We start from the raw sequence: 5,796 nt of genomic DNA on the forward strand, positions 1-5,796 counted from the left end.
CCGATGTTCCCGATGGAACCGGCTTTGATATCTACCGGTTGGAGAGCCTGAAGGCCGCTCACCGGGCGGCGGGGAAAGAAGATTGCGAGCATGTGTCCCGCTTTATTAAGCGGAATCTGGAGGATTTCTCGATAAATCTTGTCGCCCCCCCAGAATATTTGCGGCGTCCCGACCTGCGCTTCACGGTGGACTACCCGGAGGACCTCATTTTCTGCCGGGCTGCCTACCGGGAACTACGCGGCTTTGCCCCCCTGATTCCGCTCAAGGAACTCATCGCTTTCGCAGATGCGCATCCGGAGCTGACGGCACTCGTGGCCCCGTACAGCGCTCCGGCCCTGCCATGGAAAATTCGGAAAGAAGACGGGCAATGACGAAAAAACCGGTTAACGTACTCCTCGTGGCGGCTGGAAGTCCCGGGGATGTGACCATCATCCGCGGGCTCAAGCAGTCGCCGCGCTATGATGTCACCCTTTACGCGGCCGACATCGATCCCTACAAGGGCAATCTCTATCTTCCGGAAGTGGACCGGGCCTACGTCATCCCCCGCTACGACGCCCCGAACTACCGCGAGACCTTGCTGGAGCTGGTGCGCCGGCTGCGGATAGATGTTCTCATCTCCGACCTCGACGAAGAGCTCCCGGCTCTCTCCGATTTCGGGCCGCAACTGGAAGAAGCCGGTTGCCGAATCGTGCTGCCCGGGTCCGACGGACTCGCGACCTGCCTGGACAAGCTGGCCACGTTCCGGCGCCTCGACGGGCGGGTTCCCCAGCCGCTCACCCTGGACGGGGACGATGGTGAGGCAGGCCGGAACCTGCTGCGAAGCCTGGGCAGGGTGATTCTCAAGGCGCGCTACCTCCGCGGGGGGCGAGGGGTGGATCTGGTCAGCAGCGAGGCAGAGTATGCCTTCTACGAGGAGTTGCACAGAAAGCGCGGGCCTTTCGTGGTTCAAGAATTCGCCGAGGGCGATGAATACAACTGCTCCAGCCTGCACGACATGGAGGGGAACCTGATTTACGCGGCCACCCGGGTGAAGCTTGAAGATCGCCTGAACAAGGCCAACACCATCGCGGCGCGCATCGTCGAGCAGCCCGCCATCCGCAAGACGGCGCTGGAGACGCTGCGGGCCCTTGGCCTGGAGAGGGGTTTCAACAATGTGGAGGTCATCCTCGCCGGCGGGGAGCCGAAGGTGGTGGATGTGAACGGGGGCCGCTGGGCGGGACAGGACATGAACCTGCTGGCCTCGGGCATCAACCCGGCGGAACTTTACCTGGACCTCGCCCTGGGGAGGGACGTGTCACCCTTGGAGGTTCCCCTGGGTGCCACCTCGCTCAAGATCAAGGTGGACGTGGTGGTGGACGCGCAGCGGATCTCGCAGGTCGAGCGCATCGGGGGTGACCCCCAGTGATCGCTGGGGCGCGCGCGCTCATCCGGGCGGACGGCGGGGGGCGCTTTGGCCTGGGTCACGTGATGCGCGGGCTGGCCGTGGCGGAGGCGCTTCGGGAGAGGGGGTGGGACGTTGGGTTTGTGATGGCTCGGCACCCCTCGTGCCCCTCCGGGGCGGTCCAGTCCCGGGGATTTGAGGTGCTTCTTGAGAGCCCCGATGTGCTGGAGGGTGGCTGGCGGCCCGAAGGGGAGGCGGATCTGCTCTGGATCGACCATCATGAAACTTCCCTCGAATGGATGCGCCAGAGCCGCTTATGGAGCCGGACGATCGGCGTGATCGACGATTTGGCCGAGCGCGCGCTGGAGTGCGACTTGGTGGTCTGCCCGGTTCCTCCCGAGGGTGCGGAGGCGCATTACCGGAAGATGGCTCCCGCCGCCCGGCTTCTTCTGGGGCCCGCCTATGCGCCGATGGCCCCCGGGTTTTCCCTTCGGAAGGGGAGCTGTGCTAGAACCGCGGAGGCGATTCCCCGGCGGGTGGTCGTTACCTTCGGCGGGGCGGACCGGAAAAACCAAACCTGCAAGGCACTGGAAGCGCTTGCCGGCTTGGCGGGGCCGCTCGAGGTGACGGTGGTCGTCGGAGAAGTGAACCCCCATCTCCGGGAAGTGAAGGCGGCGGCCGCGAAGCTGCCGCATACCGCCCGCGTCTTCGTGGACGTGGGGGATATGGCGGCGCTCTTGGCGGATCAGCAGCTCGCGATTGGGGCTGCCGGCGACTCGGCCCTTGAGCGCTGCTGCCTGGGGCTTCCTGCTGTGGTGGTCGTTTGCGCGGAAAATCAACAGTTTGTGGCAGAATGGCTCCGCCGGGAGAGGGCAGCGGAGGTCCTCGGGCCGTGGCAGGAGGTCACCTCCGGTGATATCGCCCGCGCCGTCGATAGCCTGCGGAGCGAGCCCTCTGCCCTGGCCGCGATGGCTGTGAGGGCGTCTGGGTTGGTGGACGGATTGGGCGCCGTGAGAATCGCCGAGGCCCTTGAAAAAATCGCTGTCCTTCGGAAGAATGTCCCCCTTGTTCCTGTGGAGGGAGGCCGGGAATCCTCTTGAGGCCGGCTCCCTGCCCATCAATTTCTGGCACCAGATAACTGGGAAATCAAAAGTGCGCATACCCCCTGCAAAAATCCATTTTTCAGAAGAAGACCGCCAGATCATTCTCGCTCGGATCGAGGAGAGCCTGAGCACGGGCCAACTGACGTTGGGCAAATTCGGCCGCGAGTTTGAGGAGGCCTTCGCCGCGTTTCACGGCGCGGCCCACGCCGTTTCGGTGAGCAGCGGCACCTCGGCCATCGAGATTCCTCTCCGTATCCTGGGAGTTGAGGGGAAGGAGGTCCTGGTCCCGACCAACACCTTCTTCGCCACTCCGGCGGCGGCGCTCCACGCGGGAGCGAAGGTCCGTTTCGTGGACGCCGACCCCGAGACGCTCTCCATCAATCTTGACCATCTGCGCGCATCCATCACCCCCGAAACTGCCGGGGTCATTGTTGTTCACATCGCCGGCGTCGTCACACCCGCGATGCCGGAGATTCGCCGCCTCTGCCAGGAGAAGGGTATTTTCCTCTTTGAGGATGCCGCCCATGCCCACGGGAGCAAGCTGGGTGATCAGTTCGCAGGAACCTTCGGTGACGCGGCGAGCTTTTCCTTCTACCCCACTAAGGTAATCACCAGCGGGGAAGGAGGGATGATTGTCACCAACGACGAGCGCATCAAGAACGAGGCGATGCTCTACCGGGACCAGGGGAAGATATCTTTCACCCAGAACCTGCACGACAAGCTGGGGAGCAACTGGCGGATGAGCGAGCCTCACGCCGCGATCGGCCTTCAGCATCTCAAGCGGCTCGAGGAATTTATCGAAGAGCGCATGCGGATCGCGGGGTGGTATGACGATGTTTTATCCGCCATTCCCGGTATAGCCCCCCTCCCGGTGCCGGAAGAGTGCAGATCGAGCTACTACAAATATATCGCCATGCTGGATGATGGGATTGATCGGGCCCATTTGAAGAAGCGCCTCCGCGAAGAGTTCGACGTGGGGCTAAGCGGGGAGGTCTACGAGCTGCCCTGTCACCAGCAGCCGATTTTCAAGGAAATCGCGGGAGGGGAGTCGTTCCCCTATGCCGAGGATATTTGCCGGCGCCATGTGTGCATGCCGATTTTTCAGGGGTTGACGCAGGATGATGTCTCCTATGTTGCCGAGAGTTTGCGGAAGGTTCTCTCGACGCCCTAAGGGTCTCGGGAAAAGGGAGAGGATATGCGGTGTCTTGTAACAGGTGGAGCGGGGTTTATCGCGTCTCATGTAGTGGACAACCTGAGGCGGAGGGGAATCGAAGTTCGGATCTTTGACCAAAGGCGTTCGGAGCATTCTCCGGACTGCGATCATTTTATCGGGAGTATTCTCGACCTTGAGGCCTTGCGGCTGGCGATGAACGGCGTACACGCAGTCTTTCATCTGGCGGCCGTGGCGGATGTGAAGGACGTTTTTGACGATCCCATCTACGCGGAGAACGTGAACACGCGTGGGACGATTTATGTCCTCGAGGCCGCCCGCCGGGCGGGGGTGAAGCGGGTCATCTACGGCAGCACGACCTGGGTATACAGCGATGCCGAGGGTGACCTCGTTGACGAGAGCGTTTTGATTCCTCCCCCCAAGCATCTCTACACCGCGACCAAACTTACTGGGGAACATTACTGCTGCTCCTATGCCGAGCTCTACGGCCTCGATTACACCATTTTCCGCTATGGCATTCCCTATGGCCCCCGGGCCCGGGACGGAGCCGTCGTGCCGATTTTCGTCTCCAAGGCGCTCCGAGGCGAGCCGCTGACCATCGCCGGTGATGGTTCTCAGTTCCGCCAGTTCGTCTATGTGGAAGATCTGGCGGAGGGAAATGTATTGGGTCTTCAGTCGGTTGCCCGGAATAAGATCTACAATCTTGACGGTGACCGGAAGGTGACCATCCGCGAGATTGCCGAGACGATCCAGCGGATTCTGGGCGACGTGGAGATCCAGTACGTGGAGGGCCGCCCCGGGGACTTCGGAGGCAAGGTGGCCGTTAGTTCGCTGGCGAAGAAAGAGCTGGGCTGGGAGCCGAATGTGGACTTCGAGGAAGGCGTGCGGCGATACATCGAGTGGTTCAAAGAACGCGAGAAGAAGCGCGTGGATGAATGGGACCGCGTGGACGATCTCCTGAAGCGATGAACAAGATGCCGTTGGCAGCACAGGTGGGGACCCGGCACGTGGGATGGGCCGTTTGATGCACGTTCTGGTAATCGCCCCGCACATGGACGACGAGGTGCTCGGCTGCGGCGCTACAATCGCCCGGCACGTAGAGGAAGGCAGCGATGTGGCAGTGTGCATTGTGGCCAATCGGGCCTACGACCACGCGTACGAGGAGGCCCAGATCCAGCGTGAGCGGCAGGCCTGCGAGAAGGCCAAGGAGTGCCTTGGTTACCAGGAACTCTATTACCTGGGTTTGCCGGACGAACAGCTCGACGCTCGGCTGATCGACGTGATCGTTCCCATCGAGAAGGTGTTCGAGGAAGTTTCGCCGGATGTGCTCTATGTGCCGCACCGCGGCGACTACCACCAGGATCACCGCGCTGTTGCGGAGGCGATGCGTGTCGTTGCCCGGCCGTATGCTGCCGCGCGGCCCCGCGCCGTGCGTGCCTACGAAACAAGCTCTTCGACGGGGATGATTCCCGCCGCGACGGACTGGCCCTTTCTGCCCAACTGGTACGTCAACGCCGCGGGGACGCTGGACCGCAAGCTGGCCGCGATGCAGTGCTATGAGACCGAGGGAAGGCCCTATCCGCATCCGCGCTCGCTGGAGGGGATTCGGATCCAGGCCCAGCGCCGGGGTATGGAGGTGGGCCTGGAGGCCGCCGAGGCGTTCATGACGTTGCGTGAGATGTGGTCATGAGAGAAGGCATTTTTTCTTGAGTTGCCTAAGGATGAAGTCTTGACGTCTGGTGGATTGCGCGTTAGTCTTAACCATGACCAATCGTGTCATGTTTAGGCGCCCTGGAGAAGAATTTAAGGTAGGAGTCCTGAGATGGGATTGGTAACGCTGGGGGTCGTTTCGCGGACCCATGATGGTCCGGCCAAGAACCCGAAACGTGTTCTGTTGTTGACCGCGCCGCGTCCTCGTCCAAACTACACGCCCCTTCACTACGGGGACAATCGCGCGCCTCAGGGGCTGGGCTACGTGGCCTCTTTCCTGGAGAAATACGGTCATGAAGTCAAAATCGCTGACTTGTATACTTTCACCTGGAAATACAAGCAGGCTTTGACTGAGGTCACCTCTCCCTGGCGCAAGCACAAGGATGTTGTATCCGGCCGGAACTGGGCACGGACCATGGATGGCGATCTCA

General features: G+C 61.9%; 7 protein-coding genes. All 7 read left to right on the forward strand.

From position 1 onward, the window contains the following. Nucleotides 1-371, forward strand: a 371-nt coding sequence (locus tag O2807_10965; GenBank protein MDA1001018.1) for a hypothetical protein, incomplete at its 5' end; no start/stop codon positions are given. Beyond that, nucleotides 368-1,405, forward strand: a complete 1,038-nt coding sequence (locus tag O2807_10970) for an ATP-grasp domain-containing protein (protein MDA1001019.1) — start codon at nucleotides 368-370, stop codon at nucleotides 1,403-1,405. The genes O2807_10965 and O2807_10970, both read left to right, overlap by 4 nt. Beyond that, nucleotides 1,402-2,481: a UDP-2,4-diacetamido-2,4,6-trideoxy-beta-L-altropyranose hydrolase gene (pseG, locus tag O2807_10975; protein ID MDA1001020.1), complete on the forward strand. Its 1,080-nt coding sequence runs from the start codon at nucleotides 1,402-1,404 to the stop codon at nucleotides 2,479-2,481. The genes O2807_10970 and pseG overlap by 4 nt, the downstream gene beginning before the upstream one ends. A gap of 52 nt (nucleotides 2,482-2,533) precedes the next feature. Next, nucleotides 2,534-3,655, forward strand: a complete 1,122-nt coding sequence (locus tag O2807_10980; protein MDA1001021.1) for a DegT/DnrJ/EryC1/StrS family aminotransferase — start codon at nucleotides 2,534-2,536, stop codon at nucleotides 3,653-3,655. Nucleotides 3,656-3,679: 24 nt separating this feature from the next. After that, a complete protein-coding gene (locus tag O2807_10985; GenBank protein ID MDA1001022.1) occupies nucleotides 3,680-4,624 on the forward strand; it encodes an NAD-dependent epimerase/dehydratase family protein in 945 nt (314 codons plus the stop codon). A 55-nt stretch (nucleotides 4,625-4,679) separates the two neighbouring features. Continuing rightward, nucleotides 4,680-5,345 carry a PIG-L family deacetylase gene (locus tag O2807_10990; protein ID MDA1001023.1) on the forward strand — a complete coding sequence of 222 codons (666 nt, stop codon included), beginning with the start codon at nucleotides 4,680-4,682 and terminating at the stop codon, nucleotides 5,343-5,345. 132 nt (nucleotides 5,346-5,477) lie between these two features. After that, nucleotides 5,478-5,796 (forward strand): hypothetical protein (locus O2807_10995; protein MDA1001024.1); only part of this gene is annotated, 319 nt, incomplete at its 3' end.

The sequence above is a fragment of the bacterium genome, assembly GCA_027622355.1.
Classification (GTDB): Bacteria; UBA8248; UBA8248; order UBA8248; family UBA8248; genus JAQBZT01.

What these genes read in the sequence shown, in the direction of transcription:
- O2807_10970 (MDA1001019.1), top strand. Translation starts at nt 368, where the DNA reads ATGACGAAAAAACCGGTTAACGTACTCCTCGTGGCGGCTGGAAGTCCC.
- O2807_10985 (MDA1001022.1), top strand. Translation starts at nt 3,680, where the DNA reads ATGCGGTGTCTTGTAACAGGTGGAGCGGGGTTTATCGCGTCTCATGTA.
- O2807_10990 (MDA1001023.1), top strand. Translation starts at nt 4,680, where the DNA reads ATGCACGTTCTGGTAATCGCCCCGCACATGGACGACGAGGTGCTCGGC.